The 21,859-nt window shown below is 57.1% G+C and carries 24 protein-coding genes and 1 tRNA gene; 14 read left to right on the forward strand and 11 right to left on the reverse strand.

Annotation, left to right across the window (positions count from 1 at the left end):
- Positions 1 to 30: 30 nt before the first annotated feature.
- The 5 genes from AC2Q8J_RS13635 to AC2Q8J_RS13655 form a co-directional block, all read right to left on the reverse strand.
- Positions 31 to 963, reverse strand: coding sequence for a ribose-phosphate pyrophosphokinase (locus AC2Q8J_RS13635; protein ID WP_239547908.1), 933 nt, complete (start codon positions 961 to 963; stop codon positions 31 to 33).
- 332 nt (positions 964 to 1,295) lie between these two features.
- Positions 1,296 to 1,370, reverse strand: a tRNA-Gln gene (locus tag AC2Q8J_RS13640).
- A gap of 8 nt (positions 1,371 to 1,378) precedes the next feature.
- On the reverse strand, positions 1,379 to 2,221 hold the full coding sequence (gene ispE / locus AC2Q8J_RS13645) for a 4-(cytidine 5'-diphospho)-2-C-methyl-D-erythritol kinase (RefSeq protein ID WP_286839126.1): 843 nt from the start codon (positions 2,219 to 2,221) through the stop codon (positions 1,379 to 1,381).
- Positions 2,218 to 2,787: a lipoprotein insertase outer membrane protein LolB gene (lolB, locus tag AC2Q8J_RS13650; RefSeq protein ID WP_486451546.1), complete on the reverse strand. Its 570-nt coding sequence runs from the start codon at positions 2,785 to 2,787 to the stop codon at positions 2,218 to 2,220. The genes ispE and lolB overlap by 4 nt, the downstream gene beginning before the upstream one ends.
- On the reverse strand, positions 2,780 to 4,492 hold the full coding sequence (locus AC2Q8J_RS13655; protein ID WP_486451547.1) for a tetratricopeptide repeat protein: 1,713 nt from the start codon (positions 4,490 to 4,492) through the stop codon (positions 2,780 to 2,782). Before AC2Q8J_RS13655 ends, lolB begins: the two co-directional genes overlap by 8 nt.
- A gap of 233 nt (positions 4,493 to 4,725) precedes the next feature.
- Here AC2Q8J_RS13655 and hemA point away from each other — a divergent pair, with 233 nt between their 5' ends.
- The 6 genes from hemA (at position 4,726) to rhlB (ending at position 11,148) form a co-directional block, all read left to right on the forward strand.
- The gene (gene hemA / locus AC2Q8J_RS13660; RefSeq protein ID WP_286693832.1) at positions 4,726 to 6,003 is read left to right on the forward strand and encodes a glutamyl-tRNA reductase; all 1,278 of its coding nucleotides are present in this window, start codon (positions 4,726 to 4,728) and stop codon (positions 6,001 to 6,003) included.
- A gap of 66 nt (positions 6,004 to 6,069) precedes the next feature.
- Entirely contained in the window at positions 6,070 to 7,152 is a 1,083-nt protein-coding gene (prfA, locus tag AC2Q8J_RS13665; RefSeq protein WP_486451548.1) for a peptide chain release factor 1, read from the forward strand.
- Positions 7,153 to 7,174: 22 nt separating this feature from the next.
- Entirely contained in the window at positions 7,175 to 8,026 is an 852-nt protein-coding gene (prmC, locus tag AC2Q8J_RS13670; RefSeq protein WP_486451549.1) for a peptide chain release factor N(5)-glutamine methyltransferase, read from the forward strand.
- Entirely contained in the window at positions 8,023 to 8,778 is a 756-nt protein-coding gene (locus AC2Q8J_RS13675; RefSeq protein ID WP_286839115.1) for a HesA/MoeB/ThiF family protein, read from the forward strand. Before prmC ends, AC2Q8J_RS13675 begins: the two co-directional genes overlap by 4 nt.
- Before the next feature lie 57 nt (positions 8,779 to 8,835).
- Positions 8,836 to 9,714: an HvfX family Cu-binding RiPP maturation protein gene (locus tag AC2Q8J_RS13680; RefSeq protein ID WP_486451550.1), complete on the forward strand. Its 879-nt coding sequence runs from the start codon at positions 8,836 to 8,838 to the stop codon at positions 9,712 to 9,714.
- A 246-nt stretch (positions 9,715 to 9,960) separates the two neighbouring features.
- Positions 9,961 to 11,148: an ATP-dependent RNA helicase RhlB gene (gene rhlB / locus AC2Q8J_RS13685; RefSeq protein ID WP_286693908.1), complete on the forward strand. Its 1,188-nt coding sequence runs from the start codon at positions 9,961 to 9,963 to the stop codon at positions 11,146 to 11,148.
- A gap of 5 nt (positions 11,149 to 11,153) precedes the next feature.
- Here rhlB and cysZ read toward each other — a convergent pair whose 3' ends face one another.
- Complete coding sequence (cysZ, locus tag AC2Q8J_RS13690) at positions 11,154 to 11,897, reverse strand: sulfate transporter CysZ (RefSeq protein WP_204997259.1); 744 nt, start codon at positions 11,895 to 11,897, stop codon at positions 11,154 to 11,156.
- A gap of 153 nt (positions 11,898 to 12,050) precedes the next feature.
- Here cysZ and AC2Q8J_RS13695 point away from each other — a divergent pair, with 153 nt between their 5' ends.
- Both AC2Q8J_RS13695 and AC2Q8J_RS13700 read left to right on the forward strand, forming a co-directional pair.
- Positions 12,051 to 12,308, forward strand: coding sequence for a hypothetical protein (locus AC2Q8J_RS13695; protein ID WP_286693837.1), 258 nt, complete (start codon positions 12,051 to 12,053; stop codon positions 12,306 to 12,308).
- Positions 12,308 to 12,664: a hypothetical protein gene (locus AC2Q8J_RS13700; protein ID WP_424144650.1), complete on the forward strand. Its 357-nt coding sequence runs from the start codon at positions 12,308 to 12,310 to the stop codon at positions 12,662 to 12,664. The genes AC2Q8J_RS13695 and AC2Q8J_RS13700 overlap by 1 nt, the downstream gene beginning before the upstream one ends.
- On the opposite strand, the gene AC2Q8J_RS13705 is transcribed toward AC2Q8J_RS13700, so the two are convergent.
- Positions 12,661 to 12,912, reverse strand: coding sequence for a cysteine-rich CWC family protein (locus AC2Q8J_RS13705; RefSeq protein ID WP_372879651.1), 252 nt, complete (start codon positions 12,910 to 12,912; stop codon positions 12,661 to 12,663). The genes AC2Q8J_RS13700 and AC2Q8J_RS13705 overlap by 4 nt on opposite strands.
- Before the next feature lie 17 nt (positions 12,913 to 12,929).
- Between AC2Q8J_RS13705 and smrA the strand changes: the two genes are divergently transcribed.
- Positions 12,930 to 13,505 carry a DNA endonuclease SmrA gene (gene smrA, locus AC2Q8J_RS13710; protein ID WP_204997263.1) on the forward strand — a complete coding sequence of 192 codons (576 nt, stop codon included), beginning with the start codon at positions 12,930 to 12,932 and terminating at the stop codon, positions 13,503 to 13,505.
- Positions 13,506 to 13,521: 16 nt separating this feature from the next.
- Here the strand turns inward: smrA and AC2Q8J_RS13715 are convergent, their stop codons facing one another.
- Genes AC2Q8J_RS13715 through gatC form a run of 4 tightly spaced genes read right to left on the reverse strand, consistent with a single transcriptional unit; the run spans position 13,522 to position 17,087 of the window.
- Complete coding sequence (locus AC2Q8J_RS13715) at positions 13,522 to 13,815, reverse strand: PA4642 family protein (protein ID WP_204997264.1); 294 nt, start codon at positions 13,813 to 13,815, stop codon at positions 13,522 to 13,524.
- Between the two features lie 29 nt (positions 13,816 to 13,844).
- Positions 13,845 to 15,293 carry an Asp-tRNA(Asn)/Glu-tRNA(Gln) amidotransferase subunit GatB gene (gatB, locus tag AC2Q8J_RS13720; RefSeq protein ID WP_486451551.1) on the reverse strand — a complete coding sequence of 483 codons (1,449 nt, stop codon included), beginning with the start codon at positions 15,291 to 15,293 and terminating at the stop codon, positions 13,845 to 13,847.
- A 12-nt stretch (positions 15,294 to 15,305) separates the two neighbouring features.
- A complete protein-coding gene (gene gatA, locus AC2Q8J_RS13725) occupies positions 15,306 to 16,760 on the reverse strand; it encodes an Asp-tRNA(Asn)/Glu-tRNA(Gln) amidotransferase subunit GatA (RefSeq protein WP_204997266.1) in 1,455 nt (484 codons plus the stop codon).
- Between the two features lie 39 nt (positions 16,761 to 16,799).
- Positions 16,800 to 17,087: an Asp-tRNA(Asn)/Glu-tRNA(Gln) amidotransferase subunit GatC gene (gene gatC, locus AC2Q8J_RS13730; protein WP_286693841.1), complete on the reverse strand. Its 288-nt coding sequence runs from the start codon at positions 17,085 to 17,087 to the stop codon at positions 16,800 to 16,802.
- Positions 17,088 to 17,336: 249 nt separating this feature from the next.
- Here gatC and AC2Q8J_RS13735 point away from each other — a divergent pair, with 249 nt between their 5' ends.
- From AC2Q8J_RS13735 to rng, 5 genes are all read left to right on the forward strand, one after another.
- On the forward strand, positions 17,337 to 18,374 hold the full coding sequence (locus tag AC2Q8J_RS13735; RefSeq protein ID WP_027874581.1) for a rod shape-determining protein: 1,038 nt from the start codon (positions 17,337 to 17,339) through the stop codon (positions 18,372 to 18,374).
- Positions 18,375 to 18,445: 71 nt separating this feature from the next.
- Entirely contained in the window at positions 18,446 to 19,279 is an 834-nt protein-coding gene (mreC, locus tag AC2Q8J_RS13740) for a rod shape-determining protein MreC (protein ID WP_204997318.1), read from the forward strand.
- Between the two features lie 3 nt (positions 19,280 to 19,282).
- Positions 19,283 to 19,768: a rod shape-determining protein MreD gene (gene mreD, locus AC2Q8J_RS13745; RefSeq protein WP_204997268.1), complete on the forward strand. Its 486-nt coding sequence runs from the start codon at positions 19,283 to 19,285 to the stop codon at positions 19,766 to 19,768.
- A 1-nt stretch (position 19,769) separates the two neighbouring features.
- A complete protein-coding gene (locus AC2Q8J_RS13750) occupies positions 19,770 to 20,351 on the forward strand; it encodes a Maf family protein (protein ID WP_486451552.1) in 582 nt (193 codons plus the stop codon).
- A gap of 4 nt (positions 20,352 to 20,355) precedes the next feature.
- A complete protein-coding gene (gene rng / locus AC2Q8J_RS13755) occupies positions 20,356 to 21,831 on the forward strand; it encodes a ribonuclease G (protein WP_204997270.1) in 1,476 nt (491 codons plus the stop codon).
- Positions 21,832 to 21,859 lie beyond the last annotated feature (28 nt).

The following is a 21,859-nucleotide window of genomic DNA, read 5'->3' on the forward strand; positions in this document are numbered from 1 at the left end:
TGAAAGTCAGAAAGCGTTATGTTGCGCGGTTTAGCGGAACAGCGCGCTGATTGACTCCTCGTTGCTGACCCGTCGGATTGACTCGGCCAGTAAGTTTGCCAGGGTTAGCTGGCGAATTTTTGGGCAGTTGGCAGCGGCATCTGACAATGGAATTGTGTCAGTAACCACAAGCTCATCTAGCTCAGAGCCGCTGATGTTATCAACGGCGGGCCCGGATAATACAGGATGTGTGCAGTATGCGACAACTTTTGCTGCGCCTTGGGCCTTCAGGGCCGCCGCGGCTTTGCACAGTGTGCCAGCGGTATCGACCATGTCGTCGACCAGCAGGCAGGTTTTGCCTTCCACCTCACCGATCAGGTGCATTACCTGGGCAACACCGGCTTTGGGGCGGCGCTTGTCAATGATGGCAAGGTCGGCGTCGTTCAGTTGCTTGGCAACCGCGCGTGCGCGCACTACACCACCGATGTCCGGGGACACGACAATTTGATCGGGGTAGTTTTGGCGATTGATATCGTCAAGCAGGATTGGCGAGCCATAGACGTTGTCGACGGGAACGTCGAAGAAGCCCTGAATCTGTTCGGCGTGAAGGTCGACGGTCAGCACGCGATTAATGCCAACGCCGCTGAGGATGTCCGCAACGACCTTCGCTGAAATGGGTACGCGCTGCGAGCGCACGCGGCGATCCTGGCGGGCATACCCGAAATAGGGCACTACCGCTGTGATGCGTCCGGCTGAGGCGCGACGCATGGCATCTGCCATCACAACCAGCTCCATTAGGTTGTCGTTGGTCGGCGCACAAGTCGGCTGCAGGAGGAATACATCTGCACCGCGAACATTTTCATTAATTTCGACAAAGACTTCGCCGTCGCTGAATTTGCTTACCGTCGCATCGCCCAGGGGCAGTCGGAGGTGTTCGGCAACTTTGCGAGCCAAGTCTGGGTTGGCGTTGCCAGTGAAGACCATCATGTTGTGCACGGTCAATGTCCTGTGAGGCTGAAGGTTGATTCGCGGTGTGACGGTTCGAGCTAAAAGTGCAGCGCTTCATGTTACTCACAACTGAAACAGTGCGCCGAAACCGTAAACCATAAACAAGATTCCCGCCATTAAGGCGGGAATCTATAAAATGGCTGGGGTGGTAGGATTGGCTGCGGCCTTATCGGCCTTAGGCTTTCAGCCATCGCGTTGCGATGCCTAAGTGCAAGCACTTATCGAACCTTGGTTCGAACCTACCGGATCAGGCGATGTACGTCCTGTTCCCCTTCAGAGGGCCGACTACTTTCGGCGCTCTAGTAATATGGCTGGGGTGGTAGGATTCGAACCTACGAATGCTGAGATCAAAACCCAGTGCCTTGCCGCTTGGCGACACCCCAGTAAATCGTTACACCGTGGACAACGTTTTGTGCAGTGGCGAAAGATTAACACCCTTCGCAACAAAGCCCGATGTTGATGCAGGCTTTTGTGCCAAAACTGCTTCCGCAGCGCTCTTGCTGTCGAAGCTAGCGAACACACAGGAACCGGTGCCGGTTAACTTCGCTGGAGCAAATTGATCTAGCCAATTCAAGGCTTTATCAACATCCGGATACAGTTTTCGCACCAAATTTTGGCAGCTGTTTCCGGTGGCCCCCTCAAGAAAGGCCGCTATTTTGATGGGAGAGGCATTGCGTGTCAATTGTTCGTGGCAAAAAATTTCTGCAGTGCTCACTTCGCAGTCAGGTCGCAGCACTAAATACCAGTATCCGGGGGTGTCCAACGGGCGTAATTTTTCACCGATGCCCTCAGCCCAGGCGGTGTGTCCGTGGATGAATACCGGAACGTCGGCGCCGAGGCTCAGGCCTAACTCAGCCAGCTCGTCCAGGCCCAGGCCCAACTGCCAGATGTGATTGAGCCCCAGTAGGGTGGATGCGGCATCAGAGCTGCCGCCACCAATGCCGCCGCCCATCGGGAGGCGCTTGTCTAAACCGATATTGGCGCCGAGTGGGCGCTGCACATGCTCTCGCAACAGGCGCGCTGCGCGGAGGATCAGGTTGTTGTCGTCACTCACGCCGGCCAGTGGGGTAAGAAAGCGCAGTTCGTCATCGGCGCGCCCTTGCAGGTGAAGGGTGTCGCCGTAGTCCAGAAGTTGGAACAGCGTTTGTAATTCGTGATAGCCGTCGTCGCGCTGGCCGGTAATGTGCAGAAATAGATTGATTTTGGCCGGGCAAGGCAGGCTGAGAGTGTTCATTCTGCGCATTCCTGTTTGCCATTGCGCCATGACTTAACGATCAGTTTTAGCCGGGTATCGCCGCGTTGCGCTTCAATCAATTGGGGCAGGGCGTCGGTGTTGTCGTGTTGATAGCGGGCAAATTGAATCTGCCAGTCAAATTGCTCCAGCGAGCTGAGCTGCCCGGTTGCCGAAAGTTGCGCCGCCAGTGGCGCGTTGGGCGCGGCGCGCCCACGCAGCCAGTGGCGCAAAGCAGAAACGGGAACGGGCCAGCCGATATCGGCGGCAAGCGCTTCGGCGCTGGCGGCTCGGCGAACGTCGCCTTTATAAGTGAGCTGGGCGCCTGAGGGGTCGCTGATGATTTCGGCGCCGCCGACACCTACCGGGCCGGTCAGGCGTATTTTGGCGTAATGGTCGCCGCATTGTAGCCAGGTGATTTGGCTGCTCTCTTGCTGGCTGCCTTGCCACAGGCCGATTCGGCCTTGCATATGCCAGTGCTGCTCTCCGGGGGTGGCCGGAGGCAGGTTGCTACAGGCTGTGAGCACGGCCGCAGCGACAATGCTGATCAGGCGGATGTGTCTATTCATCGAGGAGTTTCAGTCGCTGTAAAGTGTCGTAGATAATGGGGCTGTTCGGAGTGTCTTGCAGGCCTTTCTGCCAAGCCGTGCGGGCGGCATCCTCTCTGCCGAGTAACCAGTAGGCTTCACCGAGGTGGGCGGCAATTTCGTGATCCTGACTTTGGGCAAAGGCGCGCTCAAGGTAGCTGAGCGCAGCCTCGGTCTTACCTTTAAGGAGCAACACCCAGCCGTAGCTATCCAATATGGCGGGGTCGTCGGGCGATAGCTTGAGCGCGCGTTCGATTAAGCGCTGGGCCTCATCCAGTCGTGCGCTGCGGTTGGCCAGCGTGTAGCCCAGCGCATTGAGGGCCGCGCTGTTGTTTGGGTCGCGGTCGATAATGTAGCGCAGGTCCTTTTCCACGGCGGGTAGGTTGCCCAAGCGCTCAGAAAATAGTGACCGCGCATAGCGCAATTCGGTGCTGTCCGGCAGTGTTTGTAAGCCCTGAGTCAGCAGTGAAAAGCCACGCTCGTCTAAATCGGCCTTGCGCAGAATTTCGGCTTCCAGCAAATAAATGAATTCAGCGTGTTCCGGTAGTGATTCGCGCCAGTCGGCCAGGCGCGACAGGGCCTGCTCGCGGCCCTCTGTCGATAGGCTGATACTGGCTACCCGCCGGCTGGCCTCGTTGAATTCGGGTAGGCGGGTCGCCTGCTGGTAGTGCTGCAGGGCGTCGCTCCAGTCGCGCTCTTCTTCGGCTAGGCGGCCAAGTACATAGTGCGCCCGACTGCGTTGCTGCGGATTGGCGCTCAGGCTTTCCAGTTGTTGCTCGGCTTCTTCAGTATTGCTGAGCTCGCGGTTTATCAGCATCAACTCCAGCAAGATATCGTGATCCTGTGGGTATTGCCGGGCCAGTACTTCATAGTGCGCCTTGGCTTGATAGACATCGACTTTAACCAGCTTGCGGCACAGGTCATGGCGCAGGCGCTTATGTCTCGGGTTTTGGTCTACGGCGTATTTGAGTCGTTCTATCGCTTCGTCGTCGCGCCCTAGCTGGCTCAAGGTGCGCGTTTCTATGAGCAGGGCGTGCGGATTGGTCGGCTCCTCATCCAATGCCAGGCGCACAAGTTCTAATGCGTCTTCCTCGCGCTGGCGGTATTGCAGCATAAGTGCCAGGGCAATACGCAGGCTGTTGTCGCTGGGGTGTTGGCCCTGAACAGTTTGCAGGGCCTCAAAAAAGGCATTTTTTTCAGCATCGGGGCGGCCAAGTGCCGTGGCTGCCATTGCTGCGAAATTGGTTTCATCGCCGAGTTCGAGCACGCGGATCATATGGGGGAGGCCGCTGAGCGGGTCGCCCAGGCGGGACAGCGCGCCGGCCAGTATATAGTGGGCCTCGCTGGCGTCGGCGTCGCGTTTTAGCCAGCGCTGCGCGTAAACTGCGGCGACGTTGTGTTGCTCCATATAGTCGGCTAGCCGCGCCGTGCTGGCAATCAGCTCAAGGTCGCCGGTGCGATCCGCCTGTCGGCGATAGTTGCCCAGGGCGGTGTTGAGGTCGTGGTTGCGCAGCGACAATTCGGCGAGCAGCAGGTCGTAAACGCTGTCTTCCGGCAGGGCTCTGAGGGGCGCGCTCTTGTCTTCGGCAGCGACGGCTTTCTCCGGCTGGTGGCCTGCTGGTGTCAGGGCGCAGCCAGAGGCCAAGAGGAATAGGCCAATGAGGGTGTAGTGTAAGCGTTGTGACATTGTTGTCCTGTTGCGATGGCGCCGCGTTGTCGTCGCGGTGTAATGGCTGGAATAATCCTACCTTATTTCTATCGCCAGTTGGGCGACGCGTGCCATCTATGACCGCTGCGAGCAGGAATGATCACCGGCTGGCAGAGAAATCCCGGCTTGTTTTGGTAATAAAATCCACATTTGAACGCCAACTTGATAGAATCCGCGTCAGTTTTGCGCTCCTGACTCGGCTTCCCAACTGAATGAAATTGCTCCTTGTTGGCATCAATCATAATTCCGCCCCGCTTTCGGTAAGAGAGCGCGTGGCGTTCGTGCCTGAGCAAATTCACTTGGCACTGCAGGACGCCCTGGCCTGTGGCTTGGGTGAGGAGCTTGCCATTCTGTCTACCTGCAATCGCACTGAAATATACGCGTTGGGCGGTCAAGGCGATGCGGTTGACGACGCAAAGATGCTCGACTGGCTGTCGCGTTTTCACCATGTCGAACGCAGCCATTTGGATGACTGCTGCTATATCAGTCGCGATAGTCAGGCGCTTCAACACATGATGGAAGTCGCCGCCGGCCTGGACTCTATGGTCCTGGGTGAACCGCAAATCCTGGGGCAGATGAAGTCAGCCTATGCGCTGGCAGCAGAGGCCGGTACCGCAGCCTCGGGCATGCATCAGCTGTTTTCACAGGTGTTTAGCGTTGCCAAGCAGGTGCGCACCGACACTGCCATTGGCGAGAACCCGGTGTCGGTAGCCTATGCCGCTGTGTCACTCACTCAGCATGTTTTCAGTAAATTATCCAAGTGTACGGCTTTGCTGATTGGCGCAGGCGAGACGATCGAGCTGGTGGCTCGTCACCTGCGGGAAAAGGGGGTGAAGCGCATCATCATTGCCAACCGCACCCTGGAGCGCGCGCGACAGCTGGGCGAGGAGTTCCAGGCAGAGGCGGTAATGCTGTCTGACATTCCAGCGTACTTGCGCGATGCCGATATCCTCGTGGCATCCACTGCCAGCCAGTTGCCGATTCTTGGTAAAGGCGCCGTTGAGGTGGCTCTGAAGAAGCGCAAACACCGGCCAATGGTGATGGTGGATATTGCGGTTCCCCGGGATATTGAGCCCCAGGTTGCCGAACTTGATGATGTGTATTTGTATACCGTCGACGACCTTCGTGAAATCGTTGACGAAAATAAGCGCGCGCGCGAGTCTGAGGCGCGCAAGGCGGATCAGTTAATTGTTGCGGCCATTGAAGAGTGGCAGGCACGTCTGCGGTCGCGCGGTGCCGTCGCTACCGTCAAAGACTTCCGCGCCAAGGCCGAGGGGCTGCGCGATGCCGAGCTGGAACGCGCGCGTCGGCAGTTGGCCAAGGGTGAGGATGCTGCCGTGGTGCTTGAACAACTGGCGCGGGGGCTGACGAATAAACTGATTCACAGCCCCACCACGCAGATAAAAGAAGCCGGCGCCAAGGGGCGCAACGATCTGGTCGACTGGGCCCGCGAGCTGCTCCAGCTGCGCGACCAGGACCGTGAAAACTAGCGCGGCACCCTCCGCGACTTTTGCATCACCACGTTTACTTTTCTACATGTAGCCAAGCGAGATTTTATGAAGGCATCTATTCGCAGCAAACTGGAAAGCCTGCTTGATCGGTACGAGGAGATCGGCGCGCTGCTTAGCGATGCCGATATTATCGCCGACCAAAACCGGTTTCGTGGCCTCTCGCAGGAATATGCAGAAATTGAGCCGGTAGTGGCCAGCTACGCGCGGTATCGCCAAGTGTGTGATGACTTGGACGAAGCGCGATTGATGCTAGATGAAGACGATGCCGACATGCGGGCGATGGCCGAGGAAGAAATTACCGACGGCGAGCAGCAGCTTGAAACGCTCGAAACGGAGCTGCAGACCCTGCTGTTGCCGCGCGATCCCAATGACTCCCACAACGTATTTTTAGAGATCCGCGCCGGTACCGGCGGTGACGAGGCGGCGATTTTTGCCGGCGATTTGTTCCGAATGTATTCGCGATTCGCCGAGTCCAAGGGCTGGAAGATTGAAGTGCTCAATGAGCGCCCCGGCGAGCATGGCGGCTACAAGGAAATTATTAGCCGTGTTGCGGGGCAGGATGTCTATGGCCATTTAAAGTTTGAGTCGGGGGCTCACCGGGTTCAACGCGTGCCAGAAACTGAGTCACAGGGCCGTATTCATACCTCGGCCTGTACCGTTGCCGTGATGCCCGAGCCGGAAGCGGCCGAAGAAGTAGAGATCAATAAAGGCGATTTGCGCATCGATACCTTCCGCGCCAGTGGTGCGGGTGGTCAGCACGTCAACAAGACCGATTCCGCCGTGCGTATTACGCATATCCCCAGCGGCATTGTGGTTGAGTGTCAGGATGAGCGCTCCCAGCATAAAAACCGGGCGCGGGCGATGTCGCTGTTGGCGGCCCGTATCAACGATGTGCGCAACAGTGAGCACCAACAAGCGCAGGCGGATCAGCGGCGTAATCTCGTCGGCAGCGGTGATCGCTCGGAGCGTATCCGCACTTACAACTTCCCTCAGGGAAGGGTGACCGACCACCGCATTAACTTAACGCTGTATAAGCTTGATGAATTTATGCAGGGCGACGTCGATCAAATCGTGGGTCCTCTGCGCCAAGAGCATCAGGCAGATTTGCTCGCGGCAATGGCTGAGTAAGGCAATGGTGGCGCCGGGTGCAATGAGTATCGCCGATGCGTTGGCGTGCCAGCACCAGCTTGAGTCAGTGAGTGATACGGCGGGGCTCGATGTCTCGCTGCTCCTTTGCCATGTGCTCGACCGGCCCCGCAGTTACCTCTATACCTGGCCCGAGCGGCTATTAGAGCCAGCGCAGCAGGCGCAGTTTTGCACGCTTCTTGAGCGCCGCCGCACGGGGGAGCCGGTAGCGCATATCCTGGGGTATCGGGAATTTTGGTCTCTGCCTTTGCGGGTCAATGCGCATACATTGATTCCGCGCCCGGATACGGAGTGTTTGGTCGAGCTGGCGCTGAGTCTTTGCCAGAACAATGAGGCGGGTCGCCTGCTCGACCTTGGAACCGGTACGGGGGCATTGGCCTTGGCGCTGGCCAGTGAGTGGCCTCGCTGGCAGTGTTGGGCGCTGGATCGCTCCCCCGAGGCGGCGGCGCTCGCTGAACAAAACCGCCATGCACTGGGGTTGGATAATGTTCGTGTCGCGGTGTCGGATTGGTATACGGCATTGGACGCGAGCGAGCCGTTTCATCTGATTATTAGCAACCCCCCATATATCGATGCTCAAGATCCTCACCTGGACCAGGGCGATGTGCGATTTGAGCCCGCCTCCGCGCTGGTATCGCCCGAGAGTGGCTTGGCTGATCTGCGACACATTGTTGGCTCGTCGATGCCCTATCTGGCTGACAATGGCTATTTGCTGGTGGAGCACGGTTATCAGCAAGCATCAGCGGTGCGGACATTGTTTGTTTCGGCGGGCTTTGTCAGTGTGGAAACGCACCGCGATTACGGCGGCAACGAGCGTATGACCGTGGGGCAAAAGGTGGTGCAGGCCAAGTTATGAAAGAGTTAAGCGATCAGCAATTATTGCGCTATAGCCGGCATATCTTATTGCCAGAAATCGATGTGGCGGGGCAGCAAACACTGCTCTCCAGTCGCGTACTGGTTGTCGGCGTGGGTGGTCTGGGCTCTCCTGTGGCGATGTACCTGGCCGCTGCAGGTGTGGGCGAGCTGCACCTTGCCGATGGCGATACCGTTGAGCTCAGTAATTTGCAGCGTCAGATTGCGCATACCACTGCTGATATCGGTCGTCATAAAGTGGCCTCGGCGGCGCAGCGCGTTGCCGAGCTGAACCCGGATGTCTCGGTGCACGAATATGCGCAGCGACTCGAGGGTGAAGCGCTCGACGTGGCGGTGAGTTCTGTCGATATTGTTGTGGATGCCTGCGACAATTTGGCGACACGGTTTGCGGTGAACCAGGCCTGCTATCGCGCCGGTGTGCCGCTTGTTTCCGGCGCGGCCATTCGCGCTGAAGGGCAGCTTAGCGTTTATGATTTTCGTCAGGCCGATAGCCCCTGCTATCGCTGCCTGTATCACGAAGGCGGGGATGATTTGCGCTGCGCCGACAGTGGCGTGTTGTCTCCCCTGGTCGGTATGGTGGGCAGCATGCAGGCGATTGAAACAATTAAGTGCCTGCTTGCCTTGCCGGGCACACTTTGCGGCCGCTTGATGATTATCGACGCACTTACCATGGATATTCGCCAGTTGCGGCTTGGGCGTGACCCCGGCTGCCCGGTTTGCAGCGCTGGTCGATAATGGCATAGTGCGTCCATAAACCGGCACGACAACATTAATAACAAAGAGGGATTGCCGATGGTGCACGTATTGCGAGCCTATTATTTTTTTCACGACGGCGTGGTGGCGCTGCTCAAGCGCTTGGCGTTTATCTCACCGCTGATGATGCGTTTGTATCTGGCGCCGGTGATGATCGCTGCCGGGCTCAGCAAGGTCTATCATTTGGATGCAACGGCGCAGTGGTTTGAGCACAGCCTGGGGTTGCCTGAGCCAATGCTGATGGCGCAACTGGCAGCATATACCGAGCTGATTGGCGGCTTTTGCCTGCTTTTTGGTTTTGCTTTGCGCTGGGCGTGTATTCCGCTGTTAATTACCATGGCCGTGGCTGCGGTCACGGTGCATTGGCCAAATGGCTGGTTTGCGATCGCGCCCAGTGACCCTTTGAATAGCGCCGCCAAGCCGCTAGCCGATATTGGGCTGCCAGCCGCGCGGGAGAGTTTGGAAAACAGTGTAGAGGTGGGGCGCCGACTTGAGCGTGCTAGCGCCATTCTCCAGGAGCATGGCAACTACCCCTGGCTTACCGCGAAGGGAAATTTTGTCGTCCTGAACAATGGTATCGAATTTGCCGCGACCTACTTCATTATGCTGCTGGCGCTATTGTTCAGCGGCGCTGGGCGCTGGCTGAGTCTGGATTTTTATCTTGACCGGCAGTGTCGGGCGGCGATTGCTCGCTATCACCTGCAGCGAGCGTCACAAAATTTGCAACCCGAACCCGAACCCGAACCCGAACCCGAACCCGAACCCGAACCCGAACCAGAGCCGAGCGTCTCGACAAAAAATCCATCCCCGGTCGCTGAGGAGTCAATGCACGACCCGAAGCCCCAGGCCTCCGATGCTGACGTGGGTGACCAAGCAGTTCAGGACGCCAGCTCAGACGACCCCAAGCCCTCGCGCTAAGCTGACTTTATTAACCTTAGTGCGGGTGTTTGGTGCTAGAATGGTCGAATATTGCACAGAGTCACAGTAAAAGAAGAGATCATTTTGTTAAGAAAGTTATTTTCATCCTCGCCCGCACCCCAGACTGCAGAAACCGACAAGCAGGAAAAAGCGGGTTCAGAAAGCAAGCCCGGCAATAAAGCGACCGGGCGCTCGCAGCATAAGCCACGGCAAAAACGCCCTAAAAAGCCCCAGCCAGAATGGCGTATTGAGCAGTTTGCCGTACCCGAAGCAGAGGGCAAAACGCGCTTTCATGACCTGGGGCTGGATGTTCGCCTCATGCACGGTATTGCCGATGCCGGATTTCAGTACTGCTCCCCAATCCAAGCCGCTTCGCTGCCACACACGTTGCGCGGCAACGATGTTATCGGTAAGGCGCAAACCGGAACCGGTAAAACCGCGGCGTTTTTGATCACTATTTTTAACGATCTGCTCAACAACCCCGTGGAAGAAGAGCGTTTTGCCGGTGAGCCCCGCGCGCTGGTTATTGCCCCTACCCGCGAATTGGTTGTGCAAATTGGTGAAGATGCCCGCCAGCTGGGTGCCCATTGCGGTTTGAATGTGGTGACGTTGATCGGCGGCATGGACTACCAAAAGCAGCTTGAGCGGCTCAATAGTGACCTCGTCGATATCGTGGTCGCAACGCCGGGCCGGCTGTTGGATTTCTCGGGTCGTCGCGATTTGTATCTGGATCAGGTGGAAGTGCTGGTTATTGATGAAGCCGACCGCATGCTGGATATGGGCTTTATCCCCCAGGTGAAGCGCATTGTGCGTCTGACCCCGAAAAAGACCCACCGACAAACCCTGCTGTTCAGCGCCACATTTACTGAGGATATTATTCGCCTCACTGAGCAGTGGACGGAAGATCCGGTAAAAATTGAAATAGAGCCGGAGTCGGTGGCGACGGATACCGTCGACCAAAAAGTGTATCTCGTTGAGTCACACGACAAGTTCAAATTGCTGCTGAATATTGTTAGGCAAGATGACGTGAACAGCGTCATTATCTTTGCAAATAGGCGTGATGAAACACGTCGCTTACACGAGCGACTGCGCAAAGCGGGGATTCGCTGTGGTATTCTTTCCGGTGAAATTCCTCAGAACAAGCGCTCCAGAACACTGCAACAATTCAAAGACGGTGAGATTAACTGCCTAGTGGCCACCGATGTTGCGGGGCGGGGTATTCACGTGAAGGGTATTAGCCACGTGGTGAATTACACCCTGCCTGAAGAGCCCGACGATTATGTGCACCGCATCGGTCGTACTGGTCGCGCAGGCGCGACGGGAACGTCGATCAGCTTTGCCTGTGAAGACGACGCCTTCCTGCTGCCCGATATCGAAGCAGAGCTTGCCATGAAACTGCCCTGTGAGCAGCCGCCAGCAGAGCTGCTGAAATAAGCGCGCTAGGCGCGCTTATTTCCCCCTTCCTTCAGCCTTTCCACCCACATCAGCGTGCCCCCGCATACCGCGGCGGGCATAATGATTAAGTTTACGATGGGGATCATTGTGCCCAGCATAACCAACGCGCCGAAGCTAAAGCTGGTGCCGCGTTGGCTGGCTACCCGACGACGGGCTTCAGAAAAGCTGAGCCGGTGGTTGTCCATTGGATAGTCGCAATATTCAATGGCCATCATCCAGGCATTCATTGCGAACCAAAGCAGCGGGGCCAGGGGCGAAATAATAAAACTGGCTATCAGCGTGAGGATGGCGAAGCCCGCATAGTAGAGAAGTTTGCGGCATTCACGACCGATACTGCGCGGAAAGCTCGCTAGCGCTTGGGCAATGGTTTCGCGGCCTGCCACCTCTTCCCCGCAGAGGTGTTCTTCGAGTTTTTCAGCCAATAGCCCGTTAAAAGGGGCGGCAATAAGATTGGCGATGGTGCTGAAAAAATACATCACAATGGCCAGCAGAAGAATCACGGCGAGGGGCCACAGCAACCACTCCAAAAAGCCCAGCCAGTCGGGTAGCCAGCCAATTAACTGGCCGATCCACTGAGAGAAGCGGGACATGGTTAAATAGCTAAGTGCAGCGAAAATCGCGACGTTGATGAGCAGCGGCAGTAATACAAACAGGCGAATGCCGGGCAGGCGCAACAGCTGAAAACCGCGATGGAGATACTGTGGGCCGCTGAGTAATGCAGGGGGCATAGTGCAAATCCTTGCAATGAAAAAGGCTATGGTAAGCCCGATATCCGAGCTTGCAAAGCATTGCGCCGAGTCGGCACAGTTGCTTATTGCGCTGGGCGCAGACTCCCCGTTAAATGGTAGGGAAGAATAATCAACGGCTGTCAGGAGGGAATTATGAAAGTTTGGGTAATGGTGCTGCTGATGGCACTGCTTGGCGCGGCGCACGCGGGTCAGCCGATCAAGGTAAAAATGCTGGCCAGTTTGTCACCGGGCGATGAAATTGTGGTGAGTAGCACCGCGAATACCTACCAAAAAGGTGATGCGCTGAGTTTAGTCGATGTGATTCCCGGGCCGGAGGTGGTCCACGCGCGCGTTGTTGAGCGTATCGGAACCAGTAAACTCAAAGTGCGTGTTGTGGCGGAGGAAAGCTAATGCGTAAAACAATAGCGATCCTGGCCTTGGCGGTTGCGTGCGGCGCGAATGGCCACGCCGACGAGCTCAGTGATGCGGCCATGGCAATGTGTGAAAAAGCCCGCCAGTGCGCGCGTCAGAGCATGGCCGGTGTGGAGCTTAGTGCAGATATGCGCGCGTTGGTCGATCAGCAGTTGATGCAGATGTGCGATAGCATGAAAGAGCCATTTACTGACGCGGCGGCGCGCAGTCACCCTCTGCACGGCCCCGCCGTCGCCTGCTTGCGCTCTATGGCCAAGCAGAGTTGTGAGGCCTTAGACGGCGGCGAAGAAACGGCGGCATGTAAGCGCTATGAGGCGTTGCAGGCGGACTATTAGCCAGCATCACCCTGGGCGTGTTTGATTGCCCCGCAGCCGGCGCATATGCAGCGGCGCTCGCCGGGTAGCGCTGTAGCGCGTTGCAGTGCACCTGGGTCAAGTGTTGCCGACATGCACCAGCACTGCTGGGGCGCTTCCCCCTTTGCAATGGCGCATTGATTTTCTCCCTCGCACAGAGGGCATGCCCCGGCGTTTGCGGTATCGGTAGTCATACCGGGATAATACCTCAGTTCGCCGCGAAGAGGCATGAGGGTGAGGTTGAATAATGAGCGACGACGACAAGCTATTTGCTGAAGAAATGGCGGGGGTAAAACCCCTGCAAAAGCCGGCGCGGGTGGCGCTCAAAAAAGCGGCCGTCGATGCCCCGTCGTTTGCTGCCCGCCGTGAGGCGGCGCAAGCCAAGCCGGGCGTGAAGAATTTTTTGGCAGACAACGATGTGCCGCTGCTAGACCCCTATTATATGGTGGATTTCCGGCGCGAGGGTGTGCAGCACGGTGTCTATCGCAAGCTCAAACAGGCCCGCTATGAGGCGGAAGCACGTCTGGATTTACATAAAATGTCGGTGGCGCGTGCGCGCCAGCAGGTCTTTGAGTTCATTCGCGATGCGATGTCGATGGATTTGCGCAGTTTAATTATCGTGCATGGCCGGGGGAATCACAGCGGTGTGGCCCTGTTGAAGTCACACGTTGCCCATTGGCTGCCGCAAATCGACGATGTACAGGCTTTTTGTAGTGCACAGCCACAGCATGGCGGAGCAGGGGCGGTTTATGTGTTGCTGCGTAAAAGCGAGAGGAAAAAACAGGAAAACCGCGACCGGCTAACGCGCGGTCGCAGTGTTTGATGGCGCTGCGCGGCCGTTACAGGCTGGCGCCGTGCTTCTCCAGCGCCGCAATGTAGTCATCGCTGTTGCGGTGTTCTTTTGCATAGCTAAGTACGCTACGCTGCGCGCTATCTACCGCGTTGATATTGCCGCCGGCTTCCAAAAACATACCGATGAATAATTCAAAGTCGTCGGCGCGCATGCTCTGGTAGGCTTTGAGTAGGCGGTGAAAGTCTGCATCCACGCCAGCTTTGGCTTCAACGTTGAGAAACTCGCGCACGCGGTCCTCAGTCCACACTTCATCTAATACTTTTTCTTTGTCTTTCTTCATTGTTTATCCCGTTGTGCCTTGCGGCGGTGTTAATCGCTAAGTTTTTTGTTCAAAAGTTGATTGACCATTCCCGGGTTCGCTTGCCCCTTGGAGGCCTTCATTATTTGCCCGACAAAGAAGCCGATAAGCTTTTTGCGCTTGCCGTCGTCGGCGGCGCGGTATTGCTCGACTTGAGCGGGGTTAGCGGCAATAACCTCATCTACCATTGCCTCTAGTGCGCCGGTATCAGACACCTGTTTCAAGCCCTTGGCTTCTATCACTTCGTCGGCGCTCTCGCCGTCGCCGTTCCACAGCGCCTCGAATACTTGCTTGGCGATTTTGCCAGAGATGCTGTTGTCGCGTATGCGCACTATCAGGCCGCCGAGCTGCTCTGCGCTGACCGGGCTGTCTTTTAGTGCTTTGCCTTCGCGATTCAGGGCAGCGGACAGTTCGCCGTTGACCCAGTTGGCGGCGAGTTTGGCGTCGCCCGCAACCTTGCTACATGCTTCGAAGAAGTCGGCAATGCTTCGCTCGGCGGTTAGCAGGCTGGCGTCGTAGGTCGATAGGCCGTACTCCGTTTCAAAACGCTGGCGTTTGGCGTCTGGCAGCTCTGGCATTTGTTCTTGCAGGCTATCTATCAAGGATTGCTCGATATGGACCGGCAGCAGGTCGGGGCAGGGGAAGTAGCGGTAGTCGTTGGCTTCTTCCTTGCTGCGCATGGAGCGGGTTTCGTTTTTGTCGCTGTCGTAGAGGCGGGTTTCCTGCACGACTTTGCCACCGTCCTCAATCAAGTCGATTTGGCGCTGCGCTTCTACTTTGATGGCGCGCTCGACAAAGCGGAAGGAGTTGATGTTCTTGATCTCTGCGCGGGTGCCATATTCTTCCTCGCCTTTTAGGCGCACTGAAACATTGGCGTCGCAGCGCATTGAGCCCTGCGACATATCGCCGTCGGAGATACCCAGATAAGTAACGATGGAGTGAATCTTGCGCAGGTAAGCAACCGCTTCCTCGGCGCTGCGTAGGTCGGGCTCAGAGACGATTTCTATCAGCGGTGTGCCGGCGCGGTTGAGATCGATGCCAGACATGCCGTGGAAGTCTTCGTGCAGAGATTTTCCTGCATCCTCTTCGAGGTGGGCGTGGTGAACACGGATATTGCGTGTGCTGCCATCTTCCAGGCGAATTTCCACCACCCCGTGGCCGACAATCGGCTTGTCCATCTGGCTGGTTTGATAGCCTTTGGGCAGGTCGGGGTAAAAGTAGTTTTTGCGCTCAAATACCGAATCGCGGCAAATATCGGCATCGATGGCTAAACCGAACAAAATCGCGTCGTTAACAGCCTGTTCATTGAGCACGGGCAGGGTGCCGGGCAGGGCCAGATCGACCGCGCAGGCTTGGCTGTTGGGTGCCGCGCCAAAGGCAGTGCTGGCACCGGAAAAAATCTTTGATTTGGTGGTGAGCTGGACGTGAACCTCCAGCCCGATAACAACTTCCCATTGCATCTGGGCTTCTCCTTACGCGCAGTCTGGGGCGGTACGCAGGTGCCAGTCACTGCGCTGTTGATACTGGTGAGCGGCGGCCAGCAGGCGGCCCTCGTCGAAGTCTCGGCCGATCAGCTGCATGCCGGCAGGCAACTCGCCGGCAAAGCCCACGGGCATGGAGAGGGCAGGTAGCCCCGCCAGATTGACGGCAATGGTGTAAATGTCTTCCAGGTACATCGTCACGGGGTCGCTTACTTTTTCACCGATGCCAAAGGCCGGATTCGGTGTTGTCGGGCCGGCGATAATGTCTACCTGTTTAAAGGCGTCGGTGAAATCCTGCTTAATCAGGCGGCGAATCTGCTGTGCCTTGCGATAGTAGGCATCGTAAAAGCCCGCCGACAGGGCGTAGGTGCCCACCAATATGCGCCGTTTTACTTCCTCGCCAAAGCCCTCTTCGCGGCTGCGGGTGTAGAGGTCGTCGAGGTCGGCGGGGTTTTCGCAGCGGTAGCCGTAGCGCACACCGTCAAAGCGCGACAAGTTAGTTGACGCTTCGGCCGGTGCAATGACGTAGTAGCACGGTACCGCCAGCTCGGTGTGGGGCAGGCTGATTTCAACCGTCTCCGCCCCCATTTTGCGGTACTCTTCCAGTGCGGCATGCACCGCGTCGCCAATTGCGGGGTCGAGACCAGCGCTGAAATACTCTTTGGGCAGGCCGATTTTCAGGCCGCGCAAATCCTGATCCAAGGCGCCGGCGTAGTCGTCCACGCGAACATCCATGCTGGTGCTGTCGCGCTCGTCGAAGCCCGCCATACTTTGCAGTAACAGGGCGCAATCCTCGGCGCTGCGCGCCATCGGGCCCGCTTGGTCAAGACTGGAGGCGAAGGCGATCATGCCGTAACGCGATACTCGTCCGTAGGTGGGTTTCAGGCCAGTAAGGCCGCACAGCGCCGCTGGCTGGCGGATGGAACCGCCGGTGTCGGTGCCCGTGGCCGCAGGAGCAAGGCCCGCCGCAATGGCCGCCGCACTGCCGCCCGAGGAGCCGCCGGGGACGCGATCGGTGTTCCAGGGGTTGCGCACAGTGCCGTAATAGCTGGTTTCGTTTGACGAGCCCATGGCGAACTCATCCAGGTTTGTTTTGCCGAGCATAACGGCACCGGCGCTGGCCATGTTGTTTACCACGGTGGCGCTGTAGGGCGCGATGAAATTGTCGAGCATTTTCGACGCGCAGCTGGTGCGCACGCCCTCGGTGCAGAATATGTCCTTGTGGGCGATGGGCAATCCACACAAGGCTCCGGCGTTGCCGCGTTGCCTGGCGTTGTCGGCAGCGCGCGCCTGTTCGAGGGCCTGTTCGCGGGTGACGGTAATAAAGCTGTTGATTTGGCCGTCGCGGTCGGCAATGGCGTCGAGGTATTGTTGGGTGATTTCTTCGCTGGAAAAGTCGCCGGCGGCGAGGCCACGAAGAAGATCGGCAACGGTATGACTGGGCATGGTGTCGAGTACTCTTAAATTAGGGGCTGCGGCTAGGGGCTAGTCAATAACCTTGGGAACAAGGTAGAGGCCGTCTTCGGTGGCGGGAGCGATGCGCTGAAAGTCATCCCGTTGGTCAACTTCGGTGACCACGTCTGCGCGCAGGCGCTGTGTTGCATCGTGGGGGTTGGCCATCGGATCTACGGCGTCAGTGTCGACGGCCTGCATGGTGTCGATCATGCCGAGAATGTCGCTGATTCGCTGGCGCAGCTCTTCGCTGCTTTCTTCGCTAATGCGAATTCGAGCCAGCCTTGCCAGTTTGGCGATATCGCCCTGTTCTAAACTCATGGTTCACCCTGTTGGCTTCGTGGCGCGTGTTGCGCTGATAACGCGCGCTTAGCAAGCCGAGAGCGGATGCGGAGCGCGGTTGGGAAAAGCCCGTAAACTTATCATACTTGCGCCTTGCCCTGAATCCCCGGCGTTGATAGAGTGGCAAAGTTTTTAATCTAGGGGTCAGTGCTGCCTTTTGCGCCGCGTTTTCGGCCCTGCCAGCCCGATTCTCGGTCTTCGCAGAATCGTATAAGGTGATAATCGCAAATGTTAAAACGTATCCGCGGGATGTTTTCCAATGATCTGTCGATCGATTTGGGAACGGCCAATACTCTCATCTATGTTCGCGGCCAGGGCATCGTGCTTGACGAGCCTTCAGTTGTGGCGATCCGTGTGCACAATGGCCAGAAAACGGTCGAGGCTGTCGGGATTGAAGCCAAGCGCATGCTGGGTAGAACACCGGGGAATATCACCGCTATTCGCCCTCTGAAAGACGGTGTTATCGCCGACTTTCAGGTGACGGAAAAGATGCTGCAGCACTTTATTAAACTGGTCCATCAAAACAGCTTTATTCGCCCCAGCCCCCGCGTATTGGTAAGTATTCCCTGTAAGAGTACGCAGGTAGAGCGCCGGGCGATTCGCGAATCGGTACTCAGTGCGGGTGCCCGCGAGGTGCGGTTGATTGAAGAGCCAATGGCTGCCGCGATTGGTGCCGGTTTGCGAGTCGAAGAAGCGTCTGGCTCGATGGTGGTTGATATTGGTGGTGGTACCACTGAAATTGCGATTATCTCTCTGAATGGCGTTGTGTATTCCGACTCGGTGCGTGTTGGTGGTGACCGTTTCGACGAAGCCATTGTCACGCATGTGCGACGCACCTACGGTAGCCTGATCGGCGAAGCGACCGCCGAGCGCATTAAGCAAGAAATTGGTTGTGCCTACCCCGGCAGCGAACTGCGGGAAATTGACGTGCGCGGCCGCAACCTGGCCGAGGGGATTCCCCGTCGCTTCACCTTGAATAGCGATGAAATTCTCGAAGCGTTGCAAGAGCCTCTTCAGGTAATTACCCAGGGCGTGAAGCGCGCTTTGGAGCAATCTCCGCCAGAACTGGCTGCCGATATCGCGGAAACCGGCATCGTACTGACGGGCGGTGGCGCTTTGCTGACGGGTATCGATCAGCTGATTGCCGATGAAAGTGCCTTGCCGGTAATTATCGCTGAGGACCCATTGTCGTGTGTTGCGCGTGGCGGTGGTAAGGCACTGGAAATGGTTGATCGTCACCACCTGGATATATTGTCTGCTGAATAAGCATGCTCTTGTGGCGTTGTGCCACAGGCGTGCTCGTGTAACCGTGCGTTCAGCAGAGGGAGGACGCGGCAATTAAACCGGTATTCTCCAAGCCGCCCTCATCGGGCGGTCGACTTGTCTTTTTGGGCGGCCTCGCGCTTGCCCTGATCCTTCTGGGTGCCCGCCTGGAGTCTATGGCCCCCCTTCGCACCCAGCTTTCTGTTGTTGCCGCGCCGTTTTACTGGCTGGCCGATGTGCCCTCTCGCTTGAGTGCTCAGTTTAGCGGCGTGTTTAGTAGCCGCAGCGACCTGCTTGAAGAAAACCGTGCCCTGCGTGCCGAATCGCTGATTCTTAACGCCAAACTGCAGAAATATATCGAGCTCAGTACGGAAAACGTGCGCTTGCGCGAGCTGATGAACTCGGCGGAGCGCGTCAAAGATACGGTGGTCGTTGCCGAAGTTGTCGGTGTGGCCTCTGACCCTAATCGGCATATGCTGGTGGTGGATAAGGGCAGCCGCGACAATGCCTTTGTCGGTCAGCCGGTGATCGATGCCAAGGGCCTGCTGGGGCAGATTGTCGACGTGGGCGTCTACCACAGCCGGGTGTTGCTGATTACCGACAGTGCCCACGCTATTCCCGTGCGAATCAGCCGCAATGGTCTGCGCGCGGTGGCCGAGGGTAGTGGTCGTATCGACGAGCTAAGTGTTGCCCATGTTGCCGCGACAACAGATATCCAGGTGGGGGACTTGCTGGTGAGCTCGGGCCTCGGTGACCGCTTCCCCTCAGGCTACCCTGTGGGCGAAGTCACCAGAGTTGCCATCGACCCGGGTAAACCCTTTGCTGAAATTAATGCCCGCCCCTTGGCAGAGCTCGACCGCAGTCGTAATGTGTTGCTGGTATTTAGCGACAAAATTGCGGTGGAGTAAGCCATGGACTCTCACGCTCAGGGGCTGATTTTTGTCGCGGTGAGTTTGCTGGTGGCACTGGTACTTACCATTGCGCCGCTCTCGGCTGGACTGGCCTGGCTGCGGCCAGACTGGTTGATGCTGGTGTTGATATACTGGCTGCTCGCAATGCCCGAAAACGTTGGAATTGCCCTGTGCTGGTTGGGCGGCATAATCCAGGATATTCTGCTTGGCACGGTGTTGGGGCAGAATGCGTTTTCGCTGGCCGTCGTCGCCTATATTATTCAAATATCCTACCAACAGCTGCGGATGTTCAGTTTGCGAAAGCAGGCGGCGCTGATCGCCCTGCTGGAGTTGTTCCGCATTCTTGTCGATCAGTGGGCGCAAAATTTGAACGGCGTTTCTCAGACGCATTGGTTGGTTTTTCTGCCGGTATTCTCCACCGCCTTACTTTGGTTTTTCCTGCGCCCGATGATGTCGTGGTTGCAGCGTGTGTTTGTGGCCTACTGATATGACCTTGATCCTCGCTTCTGCGTCACCGCGGCGCGCGGACCTGCTGAAGCAACTGGGGTTGTCGGCAAAGATTTGCCCTGCCGACATCGATGAGAGCGTTCGCCTCGGTGAGCGCCCCGATGACTACGTGCTGCGAATGGCGCAAGAAAAAGCCGATGTGATTGCGCAGCGATACCCCGCGGCAGTGGTATTGGCTGCCGATACTGCCATTGACCTCGACGGACGTATTCTCGGCAAACCTGGCAACCGCGCGGAGGCCGCAAAGATGTTGCACGCCTTAAGTGATCGCGGTCACCGAGTACTCAGCGCAATAGCGGTGTCACAAGGTGGTTTGCAGCACGCTGAGTTAGTGGCGACAGAGGTATTTTTTGGCCCCTTGAGCAATCGCGATATCAATGATTATCTCGCCAGCGGAGAGGCCGATGACAAAGCGGGCAGCTATGCTATACAGGGGCGTGCCGCACAGTTTGTTCAGCGTATCAATGGCAGTTACAGTGGGGTGGTAGGGCTACCGCTATACGAGACCCGTAAAGCGCTGCGCGAGGTGGGTATAGAACCCCCGACAGCATTGGCAGAGTGAAACCATGAGCGAAGAAATACTGATTAACGTAACGCCGGTTGAAACGCGGGTTGCGGTCGTTGAAAACGGGGTGTTGCAGGAAGTCTATATCGAACGTACCCGCTCTAAAGGCATTGTTGGAAATATCTACCAAGGCAAGGTCGTAAGAGTGCTACCCGGCATGCAGGCGGCGTTTGTTGAAGTGGGCCTGGAGCGAACCAGTTTTATTCACGCCTCAGATATTGTCGCCCTTGAGCAAGAGGGCGGTGAGCACGCGGATATTCGCAGCAAAATCCGCGAGGGTCAGCAGCTCACCGTTCAAGTCACCAAGGACCCTATGGGAACCAAAGGGGCACGTTTGAGTACCCGCTTGTCGGTGTCGTCGCGGTACTTGGTTTATATGCCAGGGGCGTCCCACCTCGGTGTGTCTCACCGCATTGACGATGAAGACGAGCGGCAGCGCCTGCGAGATTTGATGGAGAACATCCTGCGGGACGGCGATGACGATGAGCCTTTAGTACTGACGGATGGCTACATTCTGCGCACCGCTGCCGAAGGGGCGGGCGAGGATGAACTGCGCGCGGATGTCGCGTTTTTGCGTCGGCTATGGCTGGCGGTAGAGCGTCGTATGAAGCGTGATACGGCACCCTCAGTAATCTATGAAGACCTGCCGCTGTTTATGCGGACAATGCGTGATTTGGTGCATCCCGGGTTGGAAAAAATCCGCATCGATTCCCGGGAGAGTTTCCAGCGTGTCGATGAGTTTGCCAAAGACTATCTGCCAGAGATTCGCTCTAAGCTGGAGTACTACCCCGGTGAACGCCCGATTTTCGACCTGTACAGCGTTGAAGACGAGATTCAGCGCGCCCTTGGCCGCAAGGTTGAATTGAAGTCCGGGGGTTACCTGATTATCGACCAGACCGAGGCGATGACCACCATCGACATTAATACCGGGGCATTTGTCGGTCATCGCAACCTGGAAGAAACCATATTTAAAACGAACCTCGAAGCGGCGGCAGCGCTGGCTCGCCAGCTTCGCCTGCGCAATTTGGGCGGCATTATTATTATCGACTTTATCGATATGAAAGATGCTGAGCACCGTCGGCAGGTATTGCGCGCGCTAGAACGGGCGATGGAGAAGGATTACGCGAAGACCAGTATTACCGGGGTCTCAGAGCTGGGCCTGGTTGAGATGACGCGAAAGCGTACTCGCGAGAGCCTGGAACACGTGCTGTGTGAAACCTGCCATTACTGTCATGGCCGCGGTTCATTGAAGTCGCCGGAGACGGTGTGTTACGAGGTGTTTCGAGAAATACTGCGCGAAGCCCGAGCCTATGAAAGCAACAGCCTATTAGTGCTGGCCTCGCAGGAGGTGGTCGACCGCTTGTTAGATGAGGAGTCGGCCAGCGTTGCCGATTTAGAAGAATTTATCGGTGCCAGTATTCGCTTTCAGGTTGAGGCGATGTACACCCAGGAACAGTTCGATGTCGTTCTGCTGTAAATCCGCTGTTTTAGTGCGAGTGGCTTGA

Source organism: Spongiibacter sp. C9W, from assembly GCF_057370015.1.

Excerpts from the sequence above, each read along its gene's own strand:
- AC2Q8J_RS13635 (WP_239547908.1), bottom strand. The coding sequence starts at position 963 with ATGGTCTTCACTGGCAACGCCAACCCAGACTTGGCTCGCAAAGTTGCC.
- ispE (WP_286839126.1), bottom strand. The coding sequence starts at position 2,221 with ATGAACACTCTCAGCCTGCCTTGCCCGGCCAAAATCAATCTATTTCTG.
- lolB (WP_486451546.1), bottom strand. The coding sequence starts at position 2,787 with ATGAATAGACACATCCGCCTGATCAGCATTGTCGCTGCGGCCGTGCTC.
- AC2Q8J_RS13655 (WP_486451547.1), bottom strand. The coding sequence starts at position 4,492 with ATGTCACAACGCTTACACTACACCCTCATTGGCCTATTCCTCTTGGCC.
- hemA (WP_286693832.1), top strand. The coding sequence starts at position 4,726 with ATGAAATTGCTCCTTGTTGGCATCAATCATAATTCCGCCCCGCTTTCG.
- prfA (WP_486451548.1), top strand. The coding sequence starts at position 6,070 with ATGAAGGCATCTATTCGCAGCAAACTGGAAAGCCTGCTTGATCGGTAC.
- prmC (WP_486451549.1), top strand. The coding sequence starts at position 7,175 with ATGAGTATCGCCGATGCGTTGGCGTGCCAGCACCAGCTTGAGTCAGTG.
- AC2Q8J_RS13675 (WP_286839115.1), top strand. The coding sequence starts at position 8,023 with ATGAAAGAGTTAAGCGATCAGCAATTATTGCGCTATAGCCGGCATATC.
- AC2Q8J_RS13680 (WP_486451550.1), top strand. The coding sequence starts at position 8,836 with ATGGTGCACGTATTGCGAGCCTATTATTTTTTTCACGACGGCGTGGTG.
- cysZ (WP_204997259.1), bottom strand. The coding sequence starts at position 11,897 with ATGCCCCCTGCATTACTCAGCGGCCCACAGTATCTCCATCGCGGTTTT.
- AC2Q8J_RS13695 (WP_286693837.1), top strand. The coding sequence starts at position 12,051 with ATGAAAGTTTGGGTAATGGTGCTGCTGATGGCACTGCTTGGCGCGGCG.
- AC2Q8J_RS13700 (WP_424144650.1), top strand. The coding sequence starts at position 12,308 with ATGCGTAAAACAATAGCGATCCTGGCCTTGGCGGTTGCGTGCGGCGCG.
- AC2Q8J_RS13705 (WP_372879651.1), bottom strand. The coding sequence starts at position 12,912 with ATGCCTCTTCGCGGCGAACTGAGGTATTATCCCGGTATGACTACCGAT.
- smrA (WP_204997263.1), top strand. The coding sequence starts at position 12,930 with ATGAGCGACGACGACAAGCTATTTGCTGAAGAAATGGCGGGGGTAAAA.
- AC2Q8J_RS13715 (WP_204997264.1), bottom strand. The coding sequence starts at position 13,815 with ATGAAGAAAGACAAAGAAAAAGTATTAGATGAAGTGTGGACTGAGGAC.
- gatB (WP_486451551.1), bottom strand. The coding sequence starts at position 15,293 with ATGCAATGGGAAGTTGTTATCGGGCTGGAGGTTCACGTCCAGCTCACC.
- gatA (WP_204997266.1), bottom strand. The coding sequence starts at position 16,760 with ATGCCCAGTCATACCGTTGCCGATCTTCTTCGTGGCCTCGCCGCCGGC.
- gatC (WP_286693841.1), bottom strand. The coding sequence starts at position 17,087 with ATGAGTTTAGAACAGGGCGATATCGCCAAACTGGCAAGGCTGGCTCGA.
- AC2Q8J_RS13735 (WP_027874581.1), top strand. The coding sequence starts at position 17,337 with ATGTTAAAACGTATCCGCGGGATGTTTTCCAATGATCTGTCGATCGAT.
- mreD (WP_204997268.1), top strand. The coding sequence starts at position 19,283 with ATGGACTCTCACGCTCAGGGGCTGATTTTTGTCGCGGTGAGTTTGCTG.
- AC2Q8J_RS13750 (WP_486451552.1), top strand. The coding sequence starts at position 19,770 with ATGACCTTGATCCTCGCTTCTGCGTCACCGCGGCGCGCGGACCTGCTG.
- rng (WP_204997270.1), top strand. The coding sequence starts at position 20,356 with ATGAGCGAAGAAATACTGATTAACGTAACGCCGGTTGAAACGCGGGTT.